This is a genomic window from Modestobacter sp. SYSU DS0511, from assembly GCF_054050755.1.
Genome location: NZ_JBJGZY010000020.1, coordinates 1 through 23,966 on the forward strand (window position 1 = coordinate 1; position 23,966 = coordinate 23,966).

Here is a 23,966-nt window from a genome sequence, read left to right on the forward strand (position 1 = left end):
CGCGGCCCTCCCACAAGATGGCGGCGACACCGGGGCGGGGGGTCAGCGGGAAGGTGCTGCGGTCGAGCCCGGCGGGCACGGGCGGCAGCTGCTCCCGGGGGGCGGCCGCCGCCCGGTCGGCGGAGAAGGTGAACTCGGCGACCAGCTGGTCGCCGACGGTGTAGGTCGGCTCGCCGGTGACGCCGCGCGGCAGCTCGTCGACCTGCGGCACCATCAGGCCGGTGGCCTCCTCGGCGGCCGCGGCGTCGGCGACCTCACGCACGTCCGGCTCGGCGACCGGCCGCAGCGTGCCGTACCCGGAGAGGTCGGGCAGCGCGACCAGGTCGGCCTCGGTGACCGCGACCGGGGCGATCTCCTCGGTGCGGAACACCTGCACCCAGTCGCCCGCGGCCGCGACCCCCGCACCCCCGACGACCAGCACGACGCCGAACGCGGCGACCACGGGGCTGCGCAGCCGGTTCCGCCAGCTGCGGGCCGGTGCGGTGGTGCGGGCCGCGGTGGAGGGGCTCGGCCGGGTCGCCGCCTGCAGCCGCAGCCAGGCGCGGTCGACGTCCGGGGCGGCGTCGGTGGTCGCCAGGGCCGTCGCGGCGGCGGTGGCGTCGGCGCGGACGGTGTCCAGCCGCTGCAGGCAGGCCGGGCAGCCGGCGACGTGGGCGCGGTCGGCGTCGGGAACGCCGGCGGGCTCGTCGAGCAGCCGGCGCAGCGTGCCGTCGGCCGGGTGGGGGTCAGGTCGCAGACGCATCGTGGGTCAACTCCTTGCGCAGGGCGGACTCGGCGCGTCGGACGGTGGTGCCGACGCTGCCGGGGGAGAGGTCGAGGGCCGCCGCGACCTCGGCGTAGCTGAGGCCGCTGTGGCGCAGCACCAGGGCGAGCGCCTGGTTGCGGGGCAGCCGGGCGAGGGCGGCGCGCACCCGGCGGGAGTCGTCGCGGGCGACGACGGTGTCGGCGACGTCGGGGACCAGGCCGTCCCGGTCGGCGACGGCCGCCTCCCGGGCCGACCGGCGGCGGCCCGACCGGATCAGGTTCAGCGCGGTGTGCGCGGCGGCGACCGAGAGCCACCCCGGCGCCTCCGCGGCGGGCACGGCGGACCGGCTGAACGCCAGGAACACCTCCTGGGCGACGTCCTCGGCCTCGTCGCGCGAGCCGAGGACGCGGGCGGCCACGGCGACCACCCGCGGGTAGCCGTCGCGGAACACCTGCTCGAGGTCGGGGTGCACCGCCTGGCGCGTGCCCCTCACGGCCGTGTTGACCCGTGCGGCCGTGCGCACCGCGCTGAACGGTGCGACCCGGCCCTGCCCGACGACGTCCACACCTCTACAGCACCGCCGACGCCGCGGATGTGACAGCCGACCCCGTCCCACGCGCCCCTGCCTGCTCGGGGCGAGCCTCCGGACGGGGCCTGCACGACGTCAGCCCCGGCCGGCGAGCCGTCCGGCGCCGTCGGTCCAGCGGCCGCGCAGCCGCACCAGCGGGTCGCCGTCGCCGAGCACCGGCACCCCCTCCACCGCCAGCAGGACGACGACGTGGCTGCCGGCCTCGACCACCGAGTGCACCCGGCAGTCCAGCGCCGCCAGGGCGCCGTCGAGCACGATCGCGTCGCTGACCGGCGCCCGGTGCCAGGGCACCGACTCCAGCAGGTGCCGGGCGCTGGGCCGCCCGGCGGAGGCGAACCGGCTGGCCAGGATCGCCTGCGGCGCCGCCAGGACGTTGACGACCGCCGAGCCCACCGACTGGAGCACCTCGGCCGGGTAGCCGTCGGTGGCCAGGCCGATCGCGACCAGCGGCGGGTCGGCCGAGACGCTCATCAACGAGGTGACCGTCGTCCCGACGTCGTCGATGTCGTCGCGCACCGTCAGCAGGACCACCCCGGCGGCGTACTGGCGGAGGGCGGCGGCGAACTCCTGCGCATCGACCGGCATGGCGGCCAGTCGACCACAACCGCCAGGATGGCCGGGTGACCGATGCAGAGCAGTCCTTCGACGTCGTCGTCCTCGGCGCCGGGTCGACCGGGGAGAACGTCGCCGACATCGTCGTCCGCGGCGGCCTGAGCGCCGTGCTCGTCGAGTCCGAACTCGTCGGCGGCGAGTGCTCCTACTGGGCGTGCATGCCCAGCAAGACCCTGCTGCGCGGCAGCGAGGTGCTCGGCCAGGCCCGCGCGGTGCCCGGCGCCGCGGCCGCGGTCACCGGCGAGCAGGACGTCACGGCCACCCTCGCCCGCCGCGACGACTTCACCAGCCACTGGGACGACGCCTCCCAGGCGGAGTGGGTCGACGGCGCGGGCATCGCGCTGGTCCGCGGCCACGCCCGGCTGGCGGGGGAGAAGCGCGTCGTGGTCACCACCGACGACGGGGACGAGCTGGTGCTCACCGCGCGGCACGCGGTGGCGGTCTGCACCGGGTCCCGCGCCGCCGTCCCGCCGGTCGACGGGCTGGCCGACGTCCGGCCGTGGACCCCGCGCGAGGGGACCAGCGCGAAGGAGGCGCCCGGCCGGCTGCTCGTGGTCGGCGGCGGCTACGTGGGCTGCGAGCTGGCCACCGCCTGGCAGCAGCTGGGCTCCCAGGTCACGCTGCTCCAGCACGGCGAGCGGCTGCTGCCGCACCTGGAGCCGGCGGCCGGGGAGGCGGTCGCGGACTCCCTGCGCGAACTCGGCGTCGACGTCCGGCTGGACACCGAGGTGCGCACCGCCCGTCGCGACGGCGACGAGGTGGTGCTCGCCTGCTCGACCGGGGAGTTCCGCGGCGACGAGGTGCTGGTCGCCACCGGCCGCGCCGCGAACACCGACGACATCGGCGTGGACACCGTGGGGCTGACGCCGGGGGAGTACCTGGACGTCGACGACTCCCTGCACGTCGCCGGCCTGCCCTGGCTGTACGGCGTGGGCGACGTCAACGGGCGCGCGCAGCTGACCCACATGGGCAAGTACCAGGCCCGGCAGGCCGGCGCCGCGATCGTCGCCCGGGCGCGCGGCGAGCAGGTGGACCCGGCCGACTGGTCGCCGTTCGTGGCCACCGCCGACCGCCGGGCCACGCCCAGCGTCGTCTTCACCTCCCCGCAGGTGGCCGCGGTCGGGCTGACCGCCGCGCAGGCGGCCGACGCCGGGCTCCCGCACCGGGTGGTCGAGTACCCGATCGGCAGCGTGGCCGGCGCGGCCGTCTTCGCCGACGGCTACTCCGGGACGGCGATCGCGGTCGTGGACACCGAGCGGGAGGTGCTGCTGGGCATGACGTTCGTCGGCGAGGGCGTGGCCGAGCTGCTGCACTCGGCGACGATCGCGGTGGTCGGGGAGGTGCCGATCAGCCGGCTGTGGCACGCCGTCCCGTCGTACCCGACGATCAGCGAGATCTGGCTGCGCCTGCTCGAGACGCTGCGAGGCTGAGGGCGTGCACGACGGCAGCCGCATCGGGCTGGTCCTGCATCCGCACCGCGACTGCTCGGCTGCCGCGGCGCAGGTGGCGGCCTGGACGAGCAGCCACGGCGTCGAGCTGGTCGCCGCGGCCGAGGACGTCAGCCGGCTGGGGCTGACCGGGGTGACCCCGGTGGAGCCGGCCGAGCTCGCGGACTCCTGCGACGGCATCATGGCCCTCGGCGGTGACGGCACCCTGCTCGGCGCGATGCGGCTGGTCGTCGGCCGGCCGGTGCCGGTGCTCGGGGTCAACTTCGGGCGGCTGGGGTTCCTCACCGAGGTGGAGGGCCGTGAGCTCGAGGCCGCCCTGACCGCGATGGCCGAGGGGCGCTCGACCATCGAGTCGCGCAGCTGCCTGGTGGTCCGCGGACCCGGCTGGGAGACCGTCGCCTTCAACGACGTCGTCCTCGCCCGGGTGCCGGGGGAGGGGATGGTCGACGCGACGCTCTCGGTGGCCGGCCGCCGGTACGGCCACTACCGGAGCGACGCCGTGATCATCGCCACCCCGATGGGCTCGACCGCCTACAACTTCGCCGCGGGTGGTCCGGTGATGTCCCCGGGCGCCCAGGGGGTGCTGGTCACCCCGTCGGCTCCACTGAACGGCATCGACCGCACCGTCGTCCTCGGCCCTCACGAGCCGCTCGTGCTGAGCCTGCCGGCAACGGCCGGCCGCCCGGCGGTGGAGGTCGACGGGCTGGTCCGCGGCCGGCTCGCACCCGCCGACGAGCTGCACGTCTCCTCCCGCGCCGACGCCGGGCTGCTGGTGCGGCTGGACGACTGGGCCGCAGCCGACCGCAGCCGGGTCAAGCTCTCCCTGCTGGACCTGCCGCTGCTGCCCGAGGAGCTGGTCGAGCTGGTGCCCGAGGAGCTGCGCCGCCGCCAGCCGGGTGGGGTGTCCGTACCGGGCCGGGGGCCTCAGGCCAGCGCGTAGGGCTCATCGCTGGGGGCGGGCAGCTCGCCGTCGACGGTGGCGGTCACCGTCATCGCGCCGAGGGTGGCCTGCCCGCCGAACAGCGACAGGAAGGCGGTGTCGGCGGCGTCGCGACCGGAGCAGATCCGCACCAGCGCCGAGGTCGGCGCCAGCCGGGTCGCGTCGACGGTCTGCCACACGCCGTCGACGTCGGCCTCGACCACGGCGTGGAAGTCCATCGGGGACAGTCCCGGGGCGTAGACGGCGACCAGCCGGGCCGGCACCTCCAGGGCCCGCAGCAGCGTCATGGTCAGGTGCGCGTAGTCCCGGCACACACCCCGGCCCAGCAGCAGGGTGTCGACCGCGGTGTCGACCGGCCGGCTGGAGCCGGCGGTGTACACCAGCCGGTCGTGCACCCAGGCGGCCACGGTGGCGACCAGCTCGGCGCGGGGCGCCGACCGGCCGAACTCGGTGCCGGCGTAGCCCTCCAGCTGGTCCGAGGGGCAGTAGCGGCTGGGGCGGACGAACTCCGCCCAGTCGGCCGCGGTCACCTCCCGCGGCCGGCCGCCCCCGGTCACGTGCCCGGTGTAGGCGATCGTCGTCTCGCCGGCCGGCAGCTGCAGCCGGTGCACGCGCGCGCCGGGGACGGCGACCTCCTCGACGGCCACCGGCCGCCCGTCGCAGACCACGGTGAGCAGCTCACCGGCCGGTGCGGCCAGCGCGACCTGGAGCAGCGCCGGAGCCGGGGAGGGGGAGGAGACGGTGAGCCGGCAGGCCACGTCGGTGCGCATGCACGCATCCTGACCGGCTCGTGTGTCAGCCGTGTGGCGTGCCGCCCCGCACCCCACTGCCCGGGGAGTCGTGATTGCCCGGGGGAGTCGTGATCGCCCGGGGGAGTCGTGATCGCCCGGGGAGTCGTGCTCTGCCCGCCGCGGGTGGGCAGAGCACGACTGCCCGGGGAAGGGATCGCCGGGGGCCGGGCGGGCGGGCCCGCCGGGTGTGGTGCAGTGGTCGCGTGCAACCGGGCAGCGATCGACGGACGTGGCAGCGCTACATCGCGCTGGGGGACTCCTTCACCGAGGGGCTCAGCGACCCGGACCCCACCGCGCCCGATGCCTTCCGCGGCTGGGCCGACCGGCTCGCCGGCCACCTGGCCGCCGCCTCTCCCAGCGGGGAGGTCGAGTACGCGAACCTCGCCATCCGCGGCCGGCTGCTCGCGCAGGTGCTCGACGAGCAGGTGCCGATGGCGCTCGCGGCCGCACCCGACCTGGTGAGCCTGGTCGCCGGCGGCAACGACCTGCTGCGCCCCGGCGTCGACCCCGACCGGCTGGCCGCCGACCTGGAGACCGCCGTGGTCGCGTTCCGGGAGGCCGGCGCCGACGTGCTGCTGGCCACCGGCGTCGACCCCCGGCAGACCCCGATCATCCGGCGCACCCGCGGCCGGGTGGCCGTCTTCAACTCCCACCTGTGGTCGATCGCCGCCCGGCACGGCGCCGTCGTGCTCGACCAGTGGGGCGCGGCCTGGCTGCAGGACGCGCGGATGTGGGACCCCGGTGACCGGATCCACCTGACCGCCGAGGGGCACCGCCGCACCGCGCTGGCCGCCGCGGCCGCCCTCGGCGTGCCGGTGGCCGACGAGGGCTGGCGCACCCCGCTGGAGCCCGCGCCGCCGAAGTCGGTCCGCGAGGTCGCCGCGCAGGAGCTGGCCTGGGTGCGCGGGTTTGTGCTGCCCTGGATCGGCCGTCGGCTCACCGGCCGGTCCTCCGGCGACGGCCGCGTCGCCAAGCGCCCGGTCGCCGCCCCGCTGGGCGGCGCCGCGCAGCTCGGGTAGGCCGTGCCGTGCGGTGCCGGGCGGCACCGCACGGGACGGTCAGCGGTCGCCGGGCTCGGGCAGCGGGCCGGTGGTCGGACCGGGGAACGGCTCGGACCGCGGGCCGCGCTCGGCGAACCGCCCGTACTCGGTGGAGTCGCGGGGCTCGGGCAGCCGCAGCGCATCCGGCCGGCCGCTGGCGGCCAGCAGCGCGCTCAGCTCCGCCAGCGCGCTGGACGGGGCGAAGGAGTGCGGGTCGAACGACTGCTCCGCGTCGGCCATCGGCTCCGCGTCCGCCGGCTTCGCGGCCATCGGCTCCGCGTCCGCCGGTTCCGCGCCGGCCACCGGCACCGAGTCGGCCATCGGCTCCGCCGGCTCGGGGTCCCAGCGGCCGAAGAGCGGGATGGGCTGGGCGATCGGCCCGGACGTCGGCTCCCCGGTGGCGTGCAGGGCCCGGACCGCCGGCGGCTCGGGGGCCTCGGGCAGGTCCTCCGGTTCGGCGAAGTCGCGGGGGTCGGTGGCGAACACCGCGAAGGAGTCCAGCTGCGGGACGGCGGGGTAGGCGTCGGCGTCCGGCGCGGTCAGCTCGGCGTCGGCGCCGTCCTCGAGCCCGTCGCCCACCGCGGCGCCGGCCCCGTCGTCCTCGGCCCCCTCGTCGTCGGCGACGGCGGCGTCGACCTCACCGGTCGCGGGGTCGAGCGGGCCGTGCCCGTCGTCGCCCCCGTCGTCCTCGCCGTCGCCGTCCTCACCGTCGGCCGGGACCACCGACGGGTCGTCCCGGCCGACCAGGTCCGGCGGCACGGCCAGGTCGTCGAGCTCACGGGCCGGCAGTGGCGCCGGCCGCCCGAAGGCGTAGCCCTGCGCCATCGCGCAGCCGTGCTCGCGCAGCCAGCGGGCCTGCTCGCCGTCCTCGATGCCCTCCGCGATGACCTGCAGGCCCATGCCCTGCCCCAGCTGCAGCAGCCCCTGCACCAGCGCGGCGGTGGCCGGCTGGGTGACGACGTCGGCGACGAAGGAACGGTCGATCTTCACGGTGTGGATCGGCAGCCGGTGCAGCGCGGTGATCGCCGAGTAACCGGTGCCGAAGTCGTCCAGGGCCAGGGTCACGCCGCTCTCGGTGACCTGGTCGACCGCGTGCAGCGTGGCGTCGGCGGCGAAGAGCGCCGTGGACTCGGTGATCTCCAGCTCCAGCCGCTCGGCGGCCAGCCCGGAGGTGGCCAGCGCGTCGGCGACCAGCTCGCTGAAGCCGGGCTCGGCCAGGTGCCGGGCGGAGATGTTGACGTGCACCCGCAGGCCCGGGTCCCAGCCGGCGGCGTCCCAGCAGGCCTGGTGCAGCACCCAGGCACCCAGGCGGGAGGTGAGGCGGTTGTCCTCGGCCGCGGCCAGGAAGGCCCCGGGCGGGAGCAGCCCCCGGGTCGGGTGCTGCCAGCGGATCAGCGCCTCGTAGCCGAGCAGGTGCTCGTCGGACAGGGCCACGATCGGTTGGTAGAACAGCCGCAGCTCGCCGGCCTCCAGCGCGTGCCGCAGGTCGGTCTCCAGCTGCAGCTGGTCCACGTAGCCCTCCCCGAGGGCCTCGTCGTGCACCTCGACCAGGCCGCGTCCGCCGTTGGCCTTGGCCCGGGCGAGCGCGCTGTGCGCCTGGCGCAGCAGCGCCTCGGGGGCCAGGTCGTTGCCCAGGGTGACCCCCACGCTGGCCGACAGGGTGATCTCCCGGTCGCCCACGTGGAAGGGCTCGTCGAGCACCGAGAGCAGCCGGTCGGCGAGGGTCCGCAGCCCGTCGACGTCCTCGACCTCCTCGGCCAGCACGAGGAACTCGTCGGCGCCGAAGCGGACGGCGGTGTCCTCGACCCGGGTGCTCCAGCGCAGCCGGTCGGCCACCTGGCAGAGCAGCTGGTCCCCGCCCTCGTGGCCGAGGGAGTCGTTGACCGCGGTGAACCGGTCCAGGTCCAGGTGCAGCAGCCCCACGGAGGTGCCGCGCCGGCGGGAGAACGCCAGCGCCCGGCCCAGCCGGTCGGTGAGCGCGCGCCGGTTCGGCAGCCCGGTCAGCGGGTCGGTGAAGGCGCGGCGGACCAGGTCCTCCTCGGCCCGGCGGCGGTCGGTGACGTCGACCATCGACAGCAGCACGAACTGGAGCTCGCCGGTGGCGTGGTGCACCAGCTCCTGGGTCTGGTGCACCCAGACGCTCTCACCGTCGGCGCGCCGGAGCCGGCGCTCGCCGACGACGGCCAGCTGGGGGTCGAGCAGCGGGGTGCCCGGCACGTGCTCGGTGGCGCGGTCCTCCAGCGGGACGTCGTCCGGGTGGGCCAGCAGGTCGAGGTGCCGGCCGATCAGCTCACCCGACGTGCGGCCGGTGAGCTCGCACAGGGCGGGGTTGACCAGCAGCATCCGCCCGCTGGGGTCGACCACCGCCTTGCCGATGGGGGCGGCGAGGAACAGGGCACGGAACAGCTGTCCCCGGTCGGCCAGCAGGACGTCGGCCGCGCGCAGCCGCTGCCCCGTGCCGGGCCCGGAGGCGCTCGACGACTCGGGTGCGGAGGAGGTCACGGGGAACAGCCTCGCTCATCGAACGGCCCGATCCGGGGAACCTCGACCGCGTGGCCGTGTTCGTGCCGTCACTCCGGGTGACGGTTCGGGTCAGCGGAGGACGGTGTGCCGGGCGGGGGTGGTGGTGCTGCCACCGCCGCCCGTCCGGCTCCGCGCACGTGCTCGGGTTCGGTGGGCGGGGGTCGGCGGCGTGGGGTGGGCGTCGGTGAACAGGCCGGTCTGGCCGGTCAGGGCGAGCAGCCGCGTCACGCAGCGGGCGGCGGCTCCCAGCCGCAGCTCCCGGCCGGCCGCCGCGGCCTCCCGGGCGGCCGCGGTCAGGGCACGCAGGCCACCGGCGTCGCAGAACGTCACATCGGAGGCGTCGATCGTCCACCCGAGCCGGTCGGTGGCCAGCAGGGCGGTGAAGGCGTCCCTGAGGTGGTGCGCCGCCCCTCGGTCCAGATCGCCCCGGAGGTGGACGCACCCGGTGGCCCAGTCGAGGCTGACGACCAGCGTCGGGTCGTCGGGGAGCGGATCGGTGTACGTGGGCTTTCCCCTCGTTCACCCGCCGGAACGTCCGCTCCGGCGGTCGCGCGCCGGTCGTGCGCCGGTCGTGCGCGTGGTCAGGGCCGGAGCTTCGACCCGACATCGACCGTAACAGCGCCCGGTGCGCCGCAACAGCCACCTGGTCAGGCGCCGACGGTCACGCCGGGGGAGAAGGCGACGTAGCCGGCGAAGTCCCGCCCCACCCGCTCGACCGCTGAGGGCTTGATGTCGGGGTAGCTCCAGGCGCCGTCCTTGCGCACCCCGGCGGGCGTGACCACGTCCCAGTACTGCGCGGCGCCCTTCCACGGGCAGGTGTAGGCCGTCGCGCTCTCGGCGAGGGTGCCGGGCACGACCGCCGCCGGCGGGAAGTACCAGTTGCCCTCGATGCGGACCAGCTCCTCCTCGGGGGCCTCGGCGAGCACGGTTCCGTCGATGGTGGCGCGCATGGCTGTCTCCTCGGGTCCGGACGGGTCCTCCGACCTGCTCAACCCCAGCGGGGGCCCGGATCGTCCCGGCGGGAACAGCCGCCGCCGTCCCGGCGCTGACCGCCAGGAGACCGACGAGAGGTGGACGTGTGGACAAGCGGATCGGCTTCCTGAACTTCGGGCACTGGCAGCCCATCCCCGGCTCGCGGGTGCGCACCGGGGCCGATGCCCTGCTGCAGACCGTCGAGCTGGCCGAGGCCGCCGAGGAGCTCGGCGTCGACGGTGCGTACGTGCGGGTGCACCACTTCGCCCGGCAGCTGGCCTCGCCGTTCCCGCTGCTGTCGGCGATCGCGGCGCGGACCCGGCGGATCGAGATCGGCACCGGGGTCATCGACATGCGCTACGAGAACCCGCTGTACATGGCCGAGGAGGCCGCCGCGGCCGACCTGCTCTCAGCCGGCCGGCTGCAGCTGGGGGTGAGCCGGGGGTCACCGGAGACGGCGCTGCGCGGCTCGGAGGCCTTCGGCTACGTGCCGGCCGAGGGCAGCAGCGACGCGGAGCTCGCCCGGGAGAAGACGGCGCTCTTCCTGGCGGCGATCGACGGCGCGGCCGTGGTCGACGCCGACCCCCGGATGGTCGGGGGGAACGCCCGGCTGGCGGTCCAGCCGCAGTCCCCGGGGCTGCGGCAGCGGATCTGGTGGGGATCGGGCACCCGGCAGACGGCGGTGTGGACCGCGCAGCAGGGGATGAACCTGATGAGCTCCACCCTGCTCAGCGAGGACACCGGGGTCCCCTTCGACGAGCTGCAGGCCGAGCAGATCGCACTGTTCCGTGCGGCCTGGGCCGACGCCGGCTGGGCGCACGAGCCGCGGGTGTCGGTGAGCCGCTCGGTCATGCCCATCACCACCGACGAGGACCGGCAGTACTTCGGCGGCGACCGCACCAGCACCGACCAGGTCGGCGTCCTGGAGGGCGTGCGCGCCCGGTTCGGTAAGAGCTACGCCGGCGAGCCGGACCAGCTGGCCGAGGAGCTGGCCAAGGACGCCGCCGTCCGGGACGCCGACACGCTGCTGCTGACCATCCCGAACATGCTCGGCGTCGAGTACAACGCCCGGCTCCTGGAGACGATCACCCGGCACGTCGTCCCGGCGATCGGCTGGGTTCCACCCACGCAGCGCTGACCGGGGTCAGCGGGCCGGCAGCTCCGTGGTGACCCGGACGGTGACGCCCCGCTCGTCGGTCCAGATGTCCACGTGGTCGCAGAGCTGGCGGGCCAGCCACAGCCCCATGCCACCGCGGGAGAGGTCGTCGCCGTGCGCCGGCCCGTAGCCGGCGAACGGGTCGGTGGGGCCGCCGCCGCGGTCGACGACGGTGCACACGACCGTGCCCCCGTCGGCCCAGACGCGGACGTCGACCGGCGGACGGCCGTGCACCAGCGCGTTGGTGACCAGCTCGTCGATGGCGAGCAGCAGGTCGTCGGTGGCGTCGGGGGAGCGGTCCAGCGCGTTCAGCAGCGGGACCAGGCCGTGGCGGACGGCGCCCGGGCGGGTCACCCCGTCGGCGGCCAGCAGCGGCGGGGCCTGCTGCAGCGGCTCGGCGGGGACCGGCAGCTGCGGCAGCAGCTGCTCGGGCTCGGTGAAGCCGGGGTTGGGTCGGCGGCCCCGGTCGTCGATGACGTGGCGGTGCGTGCAGTGCGCCCAGCGCACCAGCTGCCCGGGCAGCTGCCCGGTGTCCTGCAGGCAGAGGAACCACACCGGCCAGCCGGCCAGGGCGTGCTCCACCACCGCCTCGTACCGCTGCCACTCCAGCTGGTCGCGCGAGCCGAGCCCGCCGGGGAGCTCGCTGATCACCCGCAGGTGCCGGCCCGGCGCCGGGGTCGTCTCGGCCACCAGCTGCCGGAAGGCGGTCAGCGTCGCCGGGGTGCGCCGGCCGAAGACGGACTCCTGATCGACGAGGGCCAGGCCGGGCAGGTCCCCGAGTGCTGCCCGCACCGCGTCGGCGACCGCGTCGCTGGTGACCACGACGACCGGGTCGCCGGCAGCGAGCCCCGCACGCGCGAACGGGACGGCGAGCTGGGCCAGACCGGTTGCGGAGGCCGCGAAGGCCACGTCGTGGACCAGACCGCCCGACGGGCGGGCCGCGAGGTCAGCCGCGGACACGGTCACGCATCAGTCCCTTGTTCGTCGCCGGCTCTCTGCTGAACCGGCTCCGCTGCAGGAAGGCTACGACAGGGGCGGGGGACCCGCAGCCGGCCCGGCCGGGGTCTCGTCGGGCACGTGGGGGAGCTGGCCGGTCTCGGCGAGCTCCTGGGCCAGGTCGAACAGCTTGGTGTTGGACTGCTGGGACAGCCCTCGGAGCAGGGCAAACGCGTCGTCGGCGGTCATCTTGTGGCGCTCCATCAGGATGCCCTGGGCCTGGCCGATGACCGTGCGGCGCTGCACCGCCTCCTCCAGGTTGCCGGCCCGCCGCGCCGAGGCCAGCACGACGGAGGTCAGCGCGGCGAACGACTCGGCGTCCTCCGCCGGCAGCGTGGTCAGCGCGGCGGCGTCTGTGCCATAGAGGTTGAGCGAGCCCAGCGGCCGGGCCTGGCTGCCCAGCCGGACGCTCAGCACGGCGGCGTAGCCGGCCTCGGCCACGGCGCGGGGTGCCCACTCCGGCCATGGTGTCCCGCCCTCGGTCAGCGCGGCGCGGACCATCGGGCTGCCGGCGGAGGCGTCCAGGCACGGCCCCTGCGCCAGCTCGTACTGCCAGTCGTCGGCCTGCGCGGCGCGGTCGCTGGTCGCGGCCAGCGTGCGCGGGTCGCGACCAGGGGTGACGGAGGTCAGGCTGGCGTCGGCGCACCCCGGGAGCTGCGCCGCGGCAGCGCGCACGAGCACGTCGAGCGCGTCAGGGCCCCAGGTGCCGCGGCCGAGGGCGTCGATGACCTGGTGCGCCAGGGACGTGAGCAGGGTGTCGCCCAGAGGGGACACGGGCGGCTGTGCGCCGGGCACGACGGTCTCCGAGGGGTCCTGGCCGGCGCAGGGGCTGTGGGATCAACCCGCGACGGCGCTCCTCGTGACGACGGCAGGCGCGAGCCCGCAGACCGCCAGGAGGCCCCGCCACTCTACCGACCTGCGACCGAGCCGCCCGACGGTGGTCGGCCCGGTGCGCCGTCCGGATACCGTCCAGGGGTGCCGGCCCGCGAGCTCGTCGTCCTCGGCACGGCCAGTCAGGTGCCCACGCGCACCCGGAACCACAACGGTCACCTGCTGCGCTGGGACGGCACCGGGTTCCTCTTCGACCCGGGGGAGGGCACGCAGCGTCAGCTGCTGCTCGCCGGCGTCGCCAGCAGCGCCGTGCACCGGATCTGCCTGAGCCACTTCCACGGCGACCACTGCCTCGGCCTGCCCGGCGTCGTGCAGCGGCTGTCGCTGGACCGGGTCGCGCACCCCGTGCACGCCCACTACCCGGCGTCGGGGCAGCTGTTCTTCGACCGGTTGCGGCATGCCTCGGTCTTCTCCGAGGTCGCCGAGCTGGTGGCGGCGCCGGTCGACGGGGACGGCGTGCTGGCGACCGGGCCGTTCGGCGTGCTGGAGGCCCGGCGGCTCGAGCACCCGGTCGAGTCCTACGGGTACCGGCTGGTCGAGCCGGACGGACGGCGGATGCTCCCGGACCTCCTCGCCGGGGCCGGGGTCGCCGGTCCCGACGTCGGCCGGCTCCAGCGGGCGGGCGTGCTGGACGTCGGCGGTCGCCCGGTGCGCCTGGCCGAGGTGAGCGAGCCGCGGCCGGGGCAGCGCTTCGCCTTCGTGATGGACACCCGGCTCTGCGACGGCGTGTACGCACTGGCCGACGGGGCCGACCTGCTGGTGATCGAGTCGACCTTCCTGCACGAGGACGCCGCGCTGGCCGAGCAGTACGGGCACCTGACCGCCCGGCAGGCGGGCGCGGTGGCCGCCGAGTGCGGGGTGCGCACGCTGGTGCTCAGCCACTTCTCCCAGCGCTACCGGGACCCCGCGCGGTTCGCCGCCGAGGCGCGGGAGGAGTTCGGCGGGGACGTGGTGGTCGCCGCCGATCTGGACGTCGTCCCGGTGCCGCCGCGCCGGGTGGGCTGAGCGCGCCCGGCAGGGATCGAACCTGCGACCAAGTGCTTAGAAGGCACCTGCTCTATCCGCTGAGCTACGGGCGCTCGGGTCCGATCATGACATCGCGGGTGCGGGGCGAGGTGGGAACGTTGCCGCGATGCAACGTGGCCCGGCAGTAGCCCACGGCGGTTCCGTCCGCCGGTGGCCTTCCACAGCGGGGGTGCGCGTCCACATCCGGGCCAGGGGCCTGTCCTGCGTGCGGCGTCCCCGCGACGGTGGGGGCACGCCGGCGGACCGCCGGCCGCGCCGCTCCGGCGCCCCGCCTCGCCCGAGGAGCACCGTGAAGGAAACCGAGCTCACCGTCATCGGCAACGTCGTCAACTCCCCCCAGCGCAGCCGGCTGCCCAGTGGCGCCAGCGTCACGAACTTCCGGCTGGCGTCCACCTCCCGCCGGTTCGACCGGGAGAGTCAGACGTGGGCCGACCACCGCACCCTCTTCCTCGACGTCGAGTGCTGGGGCGACCTGGGCGGCAACGTGTCGCACACCCTCAGCAAGGGCGATCCGGTGATCGTGGTCGGCGAGCTGTACACCCACCGCTGGGAGTCCGAGCAGGGCCCGCGCAGCCGCTCGCAGCTGCGCGCCGAGGCTGTCGGGCCCGACCTCTCCCGCGGCGTGGCCGAGTACCGGCGGACCCCCCGCCCGGCCGCGCCGGCCGGGACGGTCGAGGACCCGCCGGCCGATCCGTACGCCGACCGGCCCACCGACTACGCGCCGGAGGACTACGACGGGGGGTCGGTGACGTTGGAGGATGAGACCGCCGACGAGCTAGGCGACGGACGCCCGCTGGTCCCGTCGCTGACGTGAGCCTCCCGAACTGGGAGGATCGGCGCTGAGAACGCAGGTGGTGGGGCGGGCGACGGAGACCCCGGTGCCCGCCCTGCTCCCGATCGCGACCTGACGGAAGGCTCGACAGCCCAGTGGCCCAGTACATCTACTCCATGGTCCGTGCGCGCAAGGCGCACGGCGACAAGGTCATCCTCGACGACGTCACGTTGGCGTTCCTGCCCGGCGCGAAGATCGGGGTCGTCGGCCCCAACGGCGCCGGCAAGTCCACGGTCCTGAAGATCATGGCCGGCATGGAGACCGCCTCCAACGGCGAGACGGTGCTCGCCCCCGGGGCGACCGTCGGCATCCTCCAGCAGGAGCCCCCGCTCAACGAGGAGCTCGACGTGCGCGGCAACGTCGAGGAGGCGGTGAAGGACCTCCGCCGGGCGCTGACCCGCTTCGAGGAGGTCAGTGCGGCGATGGGCGAGCCCGACGCCGACTTCGACGCGCTGATGGCCGAGCAGGGCGAGCTCATGGAGGTCATCGAGAACGCCGACGGCTGGGAGCTCGACAACCGCATCGAGCAGGCCATGGACGCGCTGCGCTGCCCGCCCGGCGACGCCGACGTGAAGGTGCTCTCCGGTGGTGAGCGCCGCCGTGTGGCGCTGTGCAAGCTGCTGCTCGAGGCGCCCGACCTGCTGCTGCTCGACGAGCCGACCAACCACCTGGACGCCGAGAGCGTCGCGTGGCTGGAGCAGCACCTGGAGAAGTACGCCGGCACCGTCGTGGCCGTCACCCACGACCGGTACTTCCTGGACAACGTGGCCCAGTGGATCCTCGAGCTCGACCGCGGCCGGGCCTACCCCTACGAGGGCAACTACTCCACCTACCTCGAGACCAAGGCCAGCCGCCTGAAGGTCGAGGGGGCCAAGGACGCCAAGCGGGCCAAGCGCCTCAAGGACGAGCTGGAGTGGGTGCGCTCGGGCGCCAAGGCCCGGCAGGCGAAGAGCAAGGCCCGCCTGGCCCGGTACGAGGAGATGGCCGCGGAGGCGGACAAGTTCCGCAAGCTGGACTTCGAGGAGATCCAGATCCCGCCGGGCCCGCGGCTGGGCAGCGTCGTCGTCGAGACCGACAAGCTGGTCAAGGGCTTCGGCGATCGGGTGCTCATCGACGGGCTGTCGTTCACCCTGCCGCGCAACGGCATCGTCGGGGTCGTCGGCCCCAACGGCGTCGGCAAGACCACGCTCTTCAAGATGCTCGTCGGCGAGGAGAAGCCCGACGACGGCGAGATCAAGGTCGGCGAGACGGTCAAGCTCAGCTACGTCGAGCAGACGCGCAGCCGCATCGACCCGAACAAGTCGCTGTGGGAGGTCGTCTCCGACGGCCTGGACCACATCCAGGTGGGCAACGTCGAGATGCCCTCCCGGGCCTACGTCTCCGCGTTCGGGTTCAAGGGCCCGGACCAGCAGAAGAAGGCCGGGGTGCTCTCCGGCGGTGAGCGCAACCGGCTGAACCTGGCGCTCACCCTCAAGCAGGGTGGCAACCTGCTGCTGCTCGACGAGCCGACCAACGACCTGGACACCGAGACGCTCACCAGCCTGGAGGGCGCGCTGCTGGAGTTCCCCGGCTGCGCCGTGGTGGTCAGCCACGACCGGTGGTTCCTCGACCGCGTGGCGACGCACATCCTGGCCTACGAGGGCGACTCGAAGTGGTTCTGGTTCGAGGGCAACTTCGCCGACTACGAGAAGAACAAGGTCGAGCGGCTCGGCCCCGACGCGGCACGTCCGCACCGGGCCACCTACCGCAAGCTCACCCGCGACTGAGAAAGGACCCCGTCCTCCTCACCCCTCGCAAGCTCGGGGCGAGCCTCGGGACGGGGCCGAACAGCGGGACCGTTCCAGCCCCTCGCCAAGGGCCGGCCCAGCACGTGACGACGGCCGGTCGGAGCTCCTCGCTCCGGCCGGCCGTCGCCGTCTCCGCGGACACGATGCGACCGGACCGGGCCGCTCTGCCCTAGGGTCCCCAGCACCGTGTCGCGCGCCGGCGACCGTGACCTCCTGCGGAGCCGTCGTGGACCTGATGCCGTTGGCACGCGCTGAACGACAGGACCTGCTCGCGCTGCTGGTCACCCTGACCGCGCCCCAGTGGCGCGCCCCGTCCCTCTGCGAGGGCTGGTCCGTCCACGACGTCGTCGCGCACGTGCTGAGCTACGAGGAACTCTCCGCGCGTCAGCTGGCCGTCCGGTTCGCCCGGGGCCGCCTCGCCTTCGACCGGGTGAACGCCCTCGGCCTGCGCGAGTACTCCTCCCTACCCTCCGCCGAGCTGATCGAGTTGCTGCGCGGCCACCTCACACCGACCGGACTGACCGCGGGCATGCACGGGGCGATCGCCCTCACCGACGGGCTGATCCACCACCAGGACATCCGGCGGCCGCTCGGCCTGCCCCGGACCGTCCCGCCCGAGCGGCTGCTGCCGGCGCTGCGCACGGCCCTGCTGGCTCCCACGCTGCTCGGGGCGCTGCGCGTCCGCAGGGTGCGGCTGGTGGCCACCGACGTCGACTGGGCATTCGGACGTGGGCCCGAGGTCCGCGGCCCGGCGGAGGCACTGCTGATGACCGTGGCAGGACGTCAGGCAGCCCTCGGGGAGCTGTCCGGCCCCGGCTGCGACCGGCTCGCCCCGCGGCGCTGATCCGGATCCCCGGACGGGGCGCTCAGCCGCTCGTGCCGAAGCGGGCGACGAACCGGGCCTGACCGCGGGTCTCCACGGCCTGCCGGCGGTAGTGGGCGCGCACGTACGCCACCGCCCGCGCCGGGGGGAGCCCGTCCAGCACGGCCAGGCAGGCCAGCGCCGTGCCGGTGCGCTCGGTGCCGCCGGCGCAGCCGACCTCCACCCGTTCGGTCACGGCCCGCTCCCACACCTCGCACAGCGCGTTCCGCAGGTCGGCCGGCTCGGCGGGCAGCCGGAAGTCCCGCCAGCGAACCCAGCGGGTCTCCCACGGCACCGGGCACGGCGGGCGGCCGAGCAGGTAGACGCCGAACTGCGGCGACGGGCCGTGGGGGAGCGCCTGCCGCAGCCCACGCCCGCGGATCCGGCGTCCCGAGGGCAGCACCAGCACCCCGGGACCGGCGCCGGTCCACGGTTCCATGACGGCACCGTAGGCGGGGGAGGCGTCCCACGGAACCGGGGCCGTGCCCGGCGTCCGCAGGTCATGAGGCAGGGTGACCGGCGTGAGGCACACCGTCGCCGTCCCGATGCGCTGGTCGGACATGGACGCCTACCAGCACATCAACAACGTGGCCTTCCTCGGCTACTTCGAGATGGCCCGGGTCGACCTGTTCTTCGACCAGCCGACGCACGACGAGGAGACCGGGCTGCGCCGCGGGATCGTCGTCGCCAGTCACGAGATCGCCTACAAGCGGCCGGTGGTCTACGACGCCGAGCCGCTGCAGGTGCAGGTCTGGGTCTCCGGGGTGCGCGCGGCCTCGTTCACCTGCCACTACGAGCTGTTCGACCACGGCGAGCTCGCCGTCACCGGCAGCACGGTGCTGGTGCCGTTCGACTTCGCGCTCAACCGGCCGCGCCGGCTCACGCCCGAGGAGAAGACCTTCCTCGCCGCCCACCACGACGACTGACGCCGCAGCCCCCCCTCTTTCCGCGCGGGAAGCACAGCCGTCCGGTTTGCTCTGGGCGCGGAGAGCGGGGTCGGGTCAGTCGGGCAGGACGACGATGCGGGGTACCGGGCGGTCGGCGCCGGTCGGTGCTCCGCGGCGGGCGGCCTCGGCGTCGTCCACCAGCCGGACGACGGCCCCCTCGGCGACCTCACCGGCGCTGAACACCGCCGCGTTGATCCCGCCCCGCGGCGCCAGCGCCTTCACCAACCGCATCCCGGTCAGCCGCTCCAGGTGCGCGCACGGCGGGCAGCGCTTGGTGCCGAACAGCAACACGTCGCCGACCAGGAAGTACCGCCCCACCAGCGCGGGCAGGTCGATGCCCCGGGTCACCACGTTGCGTCGCGTCCGGCCGGGGGAGAGGTCGACGCCGGCCTCCGCCGCCACCACGGCGACGTCGTCGGCGTCGATCAGCGTCACCTGCTTCTCCTGCTGCGGGTACCGCGCCCAGGTGCCCCCGCCCAGGGCGTAGCGGTCGCCGGCCAGCCCGCGCCCGGGCAGCGCCGCCACCGAGGCGTGACGGACCATCGGCGCGGCCGCCGTCGGCGCCGTCCACACCTCCGGCAGCCGGCCGGTCGGCCCGGACGCAGACCGCCCCGGGCCGGCGCCTGCTGGAGGCGCCGACCCGGGGCGGTCGGGGAGCGGCTCGGTCAGTGGTTGCGGCCCGCGGCCAGCCAGGCGCCGCGGAACACCAGGGCGGCGACGCCGGCCTTGACGACGCCGCCGAGGATGAACGGGTAGAAGCCGGCCTCCAGCGCCTGGGAGGCGGTCAGTCCGGCGGTGACCGCCAGCCACGGCACGCCGACGGCGAACACCACGAGCTGCCCGGCGGCGAACAGCGGCAGTGCCTGCCAGATCTTCCGGTCCGCGCCGCGGCGGGCAGCCAGGCCGATCAGGAAGGCGGCCGGGAGGAAGCCGACGACGTAGCCGCCGGTCGCGCCGAAGACGACGTCGAAGCCGCCGCTGGCCTCGGAGTAGAAGGGCAGCCCGACCAGCGCGCACAGCATGTACAGCGCCTGCACCGAGACGCCGCGGACCGGGCCGAGCGCACCGGCGGTGAGCACGACGGCCAGCGTCTGGCCGGTGATCGGCACCGGGGACCCGGGGACCGGCACCGACACCTGCGCGAGCGCCGCGGTCAGCAGCACCCCCAGGGCGACGAGGACGACGTCGCGCGCGCGACTGGCCGGCACGAGGTCGGCGAGGACGAGGCGGCGGGACGGCAACGCGGGCATCGAGGCGGTGGCCACGGGACCTCCTGGAGCGCAGGGAGGGGCGCGATCGCCCCGGATCGGGGAGTGAGTCTGCCCTACCGCCGAGCCGGCGTCGCCGCCCGGTCAGCCAGCGGTCGGCCCCCCCGGTCACGCCTGGAGCCAGACCGCCCCGTCGTTCGGGACGACGCCGTCCGTCACCGGCTCGCTGGCCAGCAGCACCTGCCCCTCCGGGAGCGGCACGGGCCCCCCGGAGAGGTTGAGCAGACAGACGAGCCCACCGGGCCGGCGGAACGCCAGGCAGCCGTCGGGGGCGGGCAGCCACGCCAGCCCGTCGCCGGTGAACGCGGGGGACCCCCGCCGCAGCCGGAGCGCCGCCCGGTACAGCGACAGCATCGAGTCCGGGTCCCGCTCCTGGGCTTGCACGGTCAGGGGCTCCCAGCCCTCCGGCATCGGCAGCCAGGTGTCCGGCGTCGAGGAGAACCCGTAGGGGGGCCGGTCGCCCGACCAGGGCACCGGCACCCGGCAGCCGTCGCGGCCCCGCTCGGTGTGCCCGGAGCGCTCCCAGATCGGGTCCTGCAGCACCTCGTCGGGCAGGTCGACGTCGGGCATGCCGAGCTCGTCGCCGTTGTAGACGTAGGCGACCCCGGGCAGCGCCAGCTGCAGCAGCGCCGCCGCCCGCGCCCGGCGGGTGCCGACCTCGCCGCCGCCGTAGCGGGTGACGTGCCGCGGCCGGTCGTGGTTGGAGAGCACCCAGCAGGCCGGCGCGGGGGTGTCGGCCACCGTCGCCAGCGAGTGCACGACCGCGCTGCGCAGCTCCGCGACGTCCCACTCGGCGGTGAGCAGCCGGAAGTTGAACGCCAGGTGCAGCTCGTCGGGGCGCAGGTACCGGGCCAGCCGCTCGTCGTCGAAGACCCACACCTCGCCGACGGCCATCCGGTCGGGGTACTGGTCGAGCACGGCCCGCACCCGCTGGTGCAGCTCGTGCACGTGCTGCTGGTCGAACCGCAGGTCACCCGGGCCGTCGTCGGCGAACAGGCCGGTGTCCTCGGCCGGCACCATGTCCGGCAGGCCCGCGGGCTTGGCCATGCCGTGCGCCACGTCGATCCGGAAGCCGTCGACCCCGCGGTCCAGCCAGAACCGCAGCGTCTCCTCCAGGTCGGCCACCACCTCGGGGTTGCCGTAGTCCAGGTCCGGCTGCTCCGGGGCGAACAGGTGCAGGTACCACTGTCCGTCGGGCACCCGGGTCCAGGCCGGGCCGCCGAAGACCGAGGGCCAGTTGTTCGGCGGCTCCGCGCCGCCGGGCCCCCGGCCGTCGCGGAAGAAGTACCGGGCCCGGGCGGGCGAGCCGGGCGGGGCGGCCAGCGCCTCGGTGAACCACTCGTGGTCGTGCGAGCTGTGGTTGGGCACCAGGTCGATGGTCACCCGGATGCCGCGGGCATGGGCGTCGGCCAGGAGGGCGTCGAAGTCGGCGAGGTCGCCGAACACCGGCTCCACGTCCCGCGGGTCGGCGACGTCGTAGCCGTGGTCGTGCATCGGCGAGGGGTAGAACGGCGTGATCCACAGGGCGTCGACGCCGAGCTCGGCGAGGTGGGGCAGCCGGGACCGGATGCCGGCCAGGTCACCCACGCCGTCGCCGGTCTCGTCGGCGAAGCTGCGCACGTAGACCTGGTAGAAGACCGCCTCCCGCCACCAGTCGGCGTCGGTGCGGGGGGACGTCGGCTCCGCGGTCACCGGGCTCCTCAAGTGCTTGTGCAGGTGCGGCCCCGCTGCAGGGGCCCACCGCGAGCGTGCGAGTGGTGGGGGGCAGCGGGGTCCTTACTGGTTCTGCATGCTGTGTGCCGCCATGACCAGGTAACCCCACAACGTCGCGTCCTGCTCGTCGGTGAGCTCCAGGGAGTCGACGGCGTCGCGCATGTGCCGCAGCCATGCGTCGCGGGCGGCCTCGTCGACGGCGAAGGGCGCGTGCCGCATGCGCAGCCGCGGGTGCCCGCGGTTCTCCGAGTAGGTGGTCGGCCCGCCCCAGTACTGCTCGAGGAACATCCGCAGCCGGGTCTCCGCGCCCTCCCAGTCGTCGGCGGGGTACATCGGCCGCAGCACCGGGTCCTCGCGCACCCCGGCGTAGAACCGGGCGACGAGCGCCCGGAAGGTGGGCTCGCCGCCGACCTCGTCGTAGAAGGTGCGTGCCGAGGGCAGCGATCGGCTGGTCTCGCTCATGCCGTCGATCGTCCCTCAGCGGGGTCGTCGCGGGGCACGCGGCCGGTGTCACCCCCGCCACGTCCGGGGCGGGTGCGGTGCAGCGCCACGAGCGGGCCGGCCAGGGTCAGCAGGCCGACCGCCCCCAGCAGCGCGACCACGGTGCCCGGCGCGAGCACCTCGGCGCCCAGCCCGGCCAGCACCACGCCGAGCCCCTGCACGCCGGACAGGCCGGCCACCGCGACGCCGAACGCCCGCCCGCGGTAGGCGCTCGGCACGGCCTGCACGAACGCCACGTTCAGCGGGATGCTGCTGGCCCCGCCGATCCCGGCGACGAACAGCAGCACCAGGACGACGACGTACGCGGCCGACCCCGTGCCCAGCCACAGCGGGGCGAGGCCGGCCAGCAGCACCCCGGCCAGCGAGAGCACCAGCAGCGGCACCAGGAGCCGGTCCCGCACGTGCGGCGGGCAGAAGCGGCCCACCAGCAGTCCACCGAGGGCGGTGCCGGCCGGGTTGGCGGCCAGCAGCAGGCCCGCGGCCGCGGCGGTGCCCTGCAGTTGCAGCGCCCACGGGGTGGCGATCCCCTCCGGGGCGTTGATGAACAGCGCCCCCACCCACAGCACCGTGACGATCGCCAGCAGCCGCGGGGAGCTGGCGATGAACCGCAGGCCGCCGGCGGTGTCCCGCCAGATCGACCCGACCTCCTCCTCGGCCGCCGGCGCGGGCCGGCGCCGCAGGCCGCGGGTCAGCCAGAGCGCGGAGACGGCGAAGGTGCCCGCGTTGATCAGGAGGGCCGCCGAGGGGGACAGCGCGGTGATCAGCGCACCGCCCAGCAGGAAGCCGATCAGCTGACTGGCCTGCGATGCGACGCCGGTCAGCGAGGTGCCCACCGCGTAGCGGTCGCCCTCCAGGACGTCCGCCATCAGCGCCGAGCGGGCCGCCTCGAACGGCGGGGCGCACAACGCCACGACCAGCAGCAGGGCCAACAGCACCGGCAACGGCGTCCCCGGGACGGCCATCGCGGCGACCAGCACGGCGCGGGCGACGTCGCTGGCGATGAGCACCCGGTGCCGCGGGAACCGGTCGGCGAGCGAGGCCAGCACCGGCCCGACCAGCACCCAGGGCAGGTAGCTGATGGCGAAGGTGATCGCCGACAGCAGCGCGGAGTCGGTGCGCTGGTAGACCAGCACGGTCAGCGCGACCCGGGCGAGTTCGTCGCCGATCGTGGACAGCGTGTAGGAGCCGAACAGCGGCCGGAACTCGGCGACCGCGAAGACCTGCCGGAAGGTGGCCGGACGATCGGCGGGGGTGTCCCGCTCGGGACGCGGGCGGCTCAGCGGGTGCCCGCGCCCGGGCCGGCGCTCATCCCCAGCAGGGGGAGCGGGGTGCGGATGCCCTCGGTCGCGAAACGCTCCTTGAGCCGTTGCCGCAGCTCGCGGGCGACCTGCCACTGGACGGCGTTGGTGGTGCGCACCTGCACCCGCAGGACGACGCCCTCGGTGGTGATGGACTCGACGCCGAGGGACTCCGGCTCGCCGAGGAACACCTCGGCCCACTCCTCGTCGGCGGCCATCGCGTCGGCGACCTCCTGCATGACGGCACGGCAGCGCTCGAGGTCGGTGTCGTGCGCGACCGGCATGTCGATGACCACCTGGGCGAAGCCCTGGCTGCGGTTGCCGACCCGCAGCACCTCGCCGTTGCGGACGTACCAGACCACGCCGTTGATGTCGCGCAGCCGGGTGATCCGCAGGCCGACGGCCTCGACGGTGCCGCTGGCCTCGCCCAGGTCGACGACGTCCCCGACGCCGTACTGGTCCTCGAGGATGATCCCGATCCCGGCGATGAAGTCCTTCACCAGGTTCTGCGCGCCGAAGCCGAGCGCGACGCCGATCACCCCGGCGCTGGCCAGGATCGGCGCCAGGTTGACCCCCAGTTCACCGAGCACCAGGACGACGGCGATGCCGAGCACCGCGAAGGACGCGCAGCTGCGCAGCACCGACCCGATCGCCTCGGCCCGCTGGGTCCGCCGGGCGGCGATCAGCTCCACGCCGTCGGGGTCGGCCTGCCGCGCGCGGTTGCGCCACGGCCGCAGGATCGTCGGGACGGAGCCGGTGGCGGTGCGGTCGGTCAGCCGGTGGATCGCCCGGTTGAGCAGCAGTCGGACCACGGCGGCCACCAGCACGATCAGCAGGATCCGGGCCGGCCGGCCGACGATCGTGTCGGCGTTGGCGGCCAGCCAGTCCAGCCCGGTCCACTCCCACAGGCGCGCGCAGAGCGATCCCGCGTCCTCCGCGCAGGCGGGAGCCGGTGCCCCTGCGTCGGCCGCCGTGACCGTGGGTGTGCCGTTCATCGCGGACAGTCTCGCAGGTTGGTTGTGGCCCGTC

Annotated in this window: 24 protein-coding genes, 1 tRNA gene and 1 pseudogene; 9 read left to right on the forward strand and 17 right to left on the reverse strand. The window is 75.2% G+C overall.

The genetic code is table 11. The features are described 5' to 3' along the window. The 3 genes and pseudogenes from ACI783_RS11600 to ACI783_RS11610 form a co-directional block, all read right to left on the reverse strand. A pseudogene (locus tag ACI783_RS11600) lies at positions 1 to 742 on the reverse strand (hypothetical protein); the annotation flags it as partial. Then, entirely contained in the window at positions 726 to 1,238 is a 513-nt protein-coding gene (locus ACI783_RS11605) for a sigma-70 family RNA polymerase sigma factor (protein WP_457140575.1), read from the reverse strand. The gene ACI783_RS11605 and the pseudogene ACI783_RS11600, both read right to left, overlap by 17 nt. Positions 1,239 to 1,409: 171 nt before the next feature. Continuing rightward, positions 1,410 to 1,919 carry a flavin reductase family protein gene (locus ACI783_RS11610; RefSeq protein WP_457140576.1) on the reverse strand — a complete coding sequence of 170 codons (510 nt, stop codon included), beginning with the start codon at positions 1,917 to 1,919 and terminating at the stop codon, positions 1,410 to 1,412. A 35-nt stretch (positions 1,920 to 1,954) separates the two neighbouring features. Between ACI783_RS11610 and ACI783_RS11615 the strand changes: the two genes are divergently transcribed. After that, positions 1,955 to 3,376, forward strand: coding sequence for a dihydrolipoyl dehydrogenase family protein (locus ACI783_RS11615; RefSeq protein ID WP_457140577.1), 1,422 nt, complete (start codon positions 1,955 to 1,957; stop codon positions 3,374 to 3,376). Positions 3,377 to 3,380: 4 nt separating this feature from the next. Next, positions 3,381 to 4,334, forward strand: a complete 954-nt coding sequence (locus ACI783_RS11620) for an NAD(+)/NADH kinase (protein ID WP_457140578.1) — start codon at positions 3,381 to 3,383, stop codon at positions 4,332 to 4,334. Here the strand turns inward: ACI783_RS11620 and ACI783_RS11625 are convergent. After that, a complete protein-coding gene (locus tag ACI783_RS11625) occupies positions 4,319 to 5,104 on the reverse strand; it encodes a transglutaminase-like domain-containing protein (protein WP_457140579.1) in 786 nt (261 codons plus the stop codon). The genes ACI783_RS11620 and ACI783_RS11625 overlap by 16 nt on opposite strands. Positions 5,105 to 5,328: 224 nt before the next feature. Between ACI783_RS11625 and ACI783_RS11630 the strand changes: the two genes are divergently transcribed. Further along, complete coding sequence (locus ACI783_RS11630; protein ID WP_457140580.1) at positions 5,329 to 6,144, forward strand: SGNH/GDSL hydrolase family protein; 816 nt, start codon at positions 5,329 to 5,331, stop codon at positions 6,142 to 6,144. 39 nt (positions 6,145 to 6,183) lie between these two features. On the opposite strand, the gene ACI783_RS11635 is transcribed toward ACI783_RS11630, so the two are convergent. The 3 genes from ACI783_RS11635 to ACI783_RS11645 form a co-directional block, all read right to left on the reverse strand. Next, positions 6,184 to 8,667 carry an EAL domain-containing protein gene (locus tag ACI783_RS11635; RefSeq protein ID WP_457140581.1) on the reverse strand — a complete coding sequence of 828 codons (2,484 nt, stop codon included), beginning with the start codon at positions 8,665 to 8,667 and terminating at the stop codon, positions 6,184 to 6,186. A gap of 90 nt (positions 8,668 to 8,757) precedes the next feature. Then, positions 8,758 to 9,159 carry an STAS domain-containing protein gene (locus ACI783_RS11640; RefSeq protein WP_457140631.1) on the reverse strand — a complete coding sequence of 134 codons (402 nt, stop codon included), beginning with the start codon at positions 9,157 to 9,159 and terminating at the stop codon, positions 8,758 to 8,760. 176 nt (positions 9,160 to 9,335) lie between these two features. Continuing rightward, on the reverse strand, positions 9,336 to 9,638 hold the full coding sequence (locus ACI783_RS11645; RefSeq protein ID WP_457140582.1) for a DUF427 domain-containing protein: 303 nt from the start codon (positions 9,636 to 9,638) through the stop codon (positions 9,336 to 9,338). Between the two features lie 128 nt (positions 9,639 to 9,766). Here ACI783_RS11645 and ACI783_RS11650 point away from each other — a divergent pair, with 128 nt between their 5' ends. Then, positions 9,767 to 10,798: an LLM class flavin-dependent oxidoreductase gene (locus ACI783_RS11650; RefSeq protein ID WP_457140583.1), complete on the forward strand. Its 1,032-nt coding sequence runs from the start codon at positions 9,767 to 9,769 to the stop codon at positions 10,796 to 10,798. 6 nt (positions 10,799 to 10,804) lie between these two features. Here ACI783_RS11650 and ACI783_RS11655 read toward each other — a convergent pair whose 3' ends face one another. Then, positions 10,805 to 11,782, reverse strand: a complete 978-nt coding sequence (locus ACI783_RS11655; protein WP_457140584.1) for an anti-sigma factor RsbA family regulatory protein — start codon at positions 11,780 to 11,782, stop codon at positions 10,805 to 10,807. Between the two features lie 57 nt (positions 11,783 to 11,839). Next, entirely contained in the window at positions 11,840 to 12,586 is a 747-nt protein-coding gene (locus tag ACI783_RS11660) for an ANTAR domain-containing protein (protein ID WP_457140585.1), read from the reverse strand. Between the two features lie 201 nt (positions 12,587 to 12,787). Here ACI783_RS11660 and ACI783_RS11665 point away from each other — a divergent pair, with 201 nt between their 5' ends. After that, entirely contained in the window at positions 12,788 to 13,708 is a 921-nt protein-coding gene (locus ACI783_RS11665; RefSeq protein ID WP_457140586.1) for a ribonuclease Z, read from the forward strand. 1 nt (position 13,709) lies between these two features. On the opposite strand, the gene ACI783_RS11670 is transcribed toward ACI783_RS11665, so the two are convergent. Then, positions 13,710 to 13,782 (reverse strand) — tRNA-Arg (locus ACI783_RS11670). 236 nt (positions 13,783 to 14,018) lie between these two features. Between ACI783_RS11670 and ACI783_RS11675 the strand changes: the two genes are divergently transcribed. From ACI783_RS11675 to ACI783_RS11685, 3 genes are all read left to right on the forward strand, one after another. Then, positions 14,019 to 14,543, forward strand: coding sequence for a single-stranded DNA-binding protein (locus tag ACI783_RS11675; RefSeq protein WP_457140587.1), 525 nt, complete (start codon positions 14,019 to 14,021; stop codon positions 14,541 to 14,543). A gap of 113 nt (positions 14,544 to 14,656) precedes the next feature. Next, positions 14,657 to 16,327 (forward strand): energy-dependent translational throttle protein EttA, encoded by a 1,671-nt coding sequence (gene ettA / locus ACI783_RS11680; protein WP_457079085.1) that lies wholly within the window; start codon positions 14,657 to 14,659, stop codon positions 16,325 to 16,327. Between the two features lie 256 nt (positions 16,328 to 16,583). Continuing rightward, positions 16,584 to 17,192, forward strand: a complete 609-nt coding sequence (locus ACI783_RS11685; protein ID WP_457140632.1) for a maleylpyruvate isomerase family mycothiol-dependent enzyme — start codon at positions 16,584 to 16,586, stop codon at positions 17,190 to 17,192. A gap of 22 nt (positions 17,193 to 17,214) precedes the next feature. Here ACI783_RS11685 and ACI783_RS11690 read toward each other — a convergent pair whose 3' ends face one another. Beyond that, positions 17,215 to 17,649 (reverse strand): protein-tyrosine phosphatase family protein, encoded by a 435-nt coding sequence (locus ACI783_RS11690; protein WP_457140588.1) that lies wholly within the window; start codon positions 17,647 to 17,649, stop codon positions 17,215 to 17,217. A gap of 82 nt (positions 17,650 to 17,731) precedes the next feature. On the opposite strand from ACI783_RS11690, the gene ACI783_RS11695 reads away from it, so the two are divergent. Continuing rightward, positions 17,732 to 18,136 carry an acyl-CoA thioesterase gene (locus tag ACI783_RS11695; RefSeq protein ID WP_457140589.1) on the forward strand — a complete coding sequence of 135 codons (405 nt, stop codon included), beginning with the start codon at positions 17,732 to 17,734 and terminating at the stop codon, positions 18,134 to 18,136. A 75-nt stretch (positions 18,137 to 18,211) separates the two neighbouring features. Here the strand turns inward: ACI783_RS11695 and ACI783_RS11700 are convergent, their stop codons facing one another. The 6 genes from ACI783_RS11700 to ACI783_RS11725 all read right to left on the reverse strand — a co-directional run bounded on the left by ACI783_RS11700 (position 18,212) and on the right by ACI783_RS11725 (position 23,932). Next, positions 18,212 to 18,730: an MOSC domain-containing protein gene (locus ACI783_RS11700; protein ID WP_457140590.1), complete on the reverse strand. Its 519-nt coding sequence runs from the start codon at positions 18,728 to 18,730 to the stop codon at positions 18,212 to 18,214. 92 nt (positions 18,731 to 18,822) lie between these two features. Further along, entirely contained in the window at positions 18,823 to 19,422 is a 600-nt protein-coding gene (locus tag ACI783_RS11705; RefSeq protein ID WP_457140591.1) for a biotin transporter BioY, read from the reverse strand. A gap of 111 nt (positions 19,423 to 19,533) precedes the next feature. Next, entirely contained in the window at positions 19,534 to 21,117 is a 1,584-nt protein-coding gene (locus ACI783_RS11710) for a glycoside hydrolase family 13 protein (RefSeq protein WP_457140592.1), read from the reverse strand. Positions 21,118 to 21,201: 84 nt separating this feature from the next. Then, positions 21,202 to 21,600, reverse strand: a complete 399-nt coding sequence (locus ACI783_RS11715) for a globin (RefSeq protein ID WP_457140593.1) — start codon at positions 21,598 to 21,600, stop codon at positions 21,202 to 21,204. Further along, a complete protein-coding gene (locus ACI783_RS11720; protein WP_457140633.1) occupies positions 21,597 to 22,919 on the reverse strand; it encodes an MFS transporter in 1,323 nt (440 codons plus the stop codon). The genes ACI783_RS11715 and ACI783_RS11720 overlap by 4 nt, the downstream gene beginning before the upstream one ends. After that, entirely contained in the window at positions 22,916 to 23,932 is a 1,017-nt protein-coding gene (locus ACI783_RS11725) for a mechanosensitive ion channel family protein (RefSeq protein WP_457140594.1), read from the reverse strand. Before ACI783_RS11725 ends, ACI783_RS11720 begins: the two co-directional genes overlap by 4 nt. Positions 23,933 to 23,966: the final 34 nt, after the last annotated feature.

What these genes read in the sequence shown, in the direction of transcription:
- ACI783_RS11645 (WP_457140582.1), bottom strand. Translation starts at nt 9,638, where the DNA reads ATGCGCGCCACCATCGACGGAACCGTGCTCGCCGAGGCCCCCGAGGAG.
- ACI783_RS11725 (WP_457140594.1), bottom strand. Translation starts at nt 23,932, where the DNA reads ATGAACGGCACACCCACGGTCACGGCGGCCGACGCAGGGGCACCGGCT.
- ACI783_RS11690 (WP_457140588.1), bottom strand. Translation starts at nt 17,649, where the DNA reads ATGGAACCGTGGACCGGCGCCGGTCCCGGGGTGCTGGTGCTGCCCTCG.
- ACI783_RS11610 (WP_457140576.1), bottom strand. Translation starts at nt 1,919, where the DNA reads ATGCCGGTCGATGCGCAGGAGTTCGCCGCCGCCCTCCGCCAGTACGCC.
- ACI783_RS11715 (WP_457140593.1), bottom strand. Translation starts at nt 21,600, where the DNA reads ATGAGCGAGACCAGCCGATCGCTGCCCTCGGCACGCACCTTCTACGAC.
- ACI783_RS11685 (WP_457140632.1), top strand. Translation starts at nt 16,584, where the DNA reads ATGCCGTTGGCACGCGCTGAACGACAGGACCTGCTCGCGCTGCTGGTC.
- ACI783_RS11625 (WP_457140579.1), bottom strand. Translation starts at nt 5,104, where the DNA reads ATGCGCACCGACGTGGCCTGCCGGCTCACCGTCTCCTCCCCCTCCCCG.